Raw genomic sequence first — 461 nt, 5'->3', positions numbered from 1 at the left:
CCCAGCAGGGCGAATCCGGCACCGAGCACCTCGTCCAGCAGGACCGGGTCCGCCGACCCGGCCACGGTGACCCGGGGCTGCGGGAACATCGTGCCCACCGCACCGTGGCGCCGCCCACCGGCGAACAGGCCCCGGTCGTACGCGGGCAGGGGTTTGAACTCGAACCGCCGCACGAACCGGCGGACCCGGGGCACGGTCTGCACCGCCCGCAGCGCGGTGTCCCGCAGCCACGCGGCGGGACGGCTGCGGGCCAGGAACACCCGTCCGAGCCGGACGCTGGTGTCCGCCCTCGCCCCGGTGTGCCCCCCCCTGTCTCTTATCCCCCTCTCGCTTTTTTTCAGAAACACCGGGTTTCCAGGCCGTGCCGGGCGGCCCGCGCGCCCGGCCCGCCTCCCTATCCCTCCCCCGCGCGCCCCCCCCCCCCACCCCCGTCCCCGCTCCCGCCCTCCCCCCCCCCGCCC

General features: G+C 77.0%; 1 pseudogene. It reads right to left on the bottom strand.

The features are described 5' to 3' along the window. Positions 1 to 260: pseudogene (locus JMF97_RS30675) on the bottom strand (bifunctional 3-(3-hydroxy-phenyl)propionate/3-hydroxycinnamic acid hydroxylase); the annotation flags it as partial. Positions 261 to 461: the final 201 nt, after the last annotated feature.

It is taken from the genome of Micromonospora fiedleri (assembly GCF_016774385.1).
In the GTDB taxonomy this organism is placed as follows: Bacteria; Actinomycetota; Actinomycetes; order Mycobacteriales; family Micromonosporaceae; genus Micromonospora; species Micromonospora gifhornensis.
Note: the sequence above shows the minus strand (reverse complement) of the source record. Positions and strands in the feature narration are given on the sequence as shown.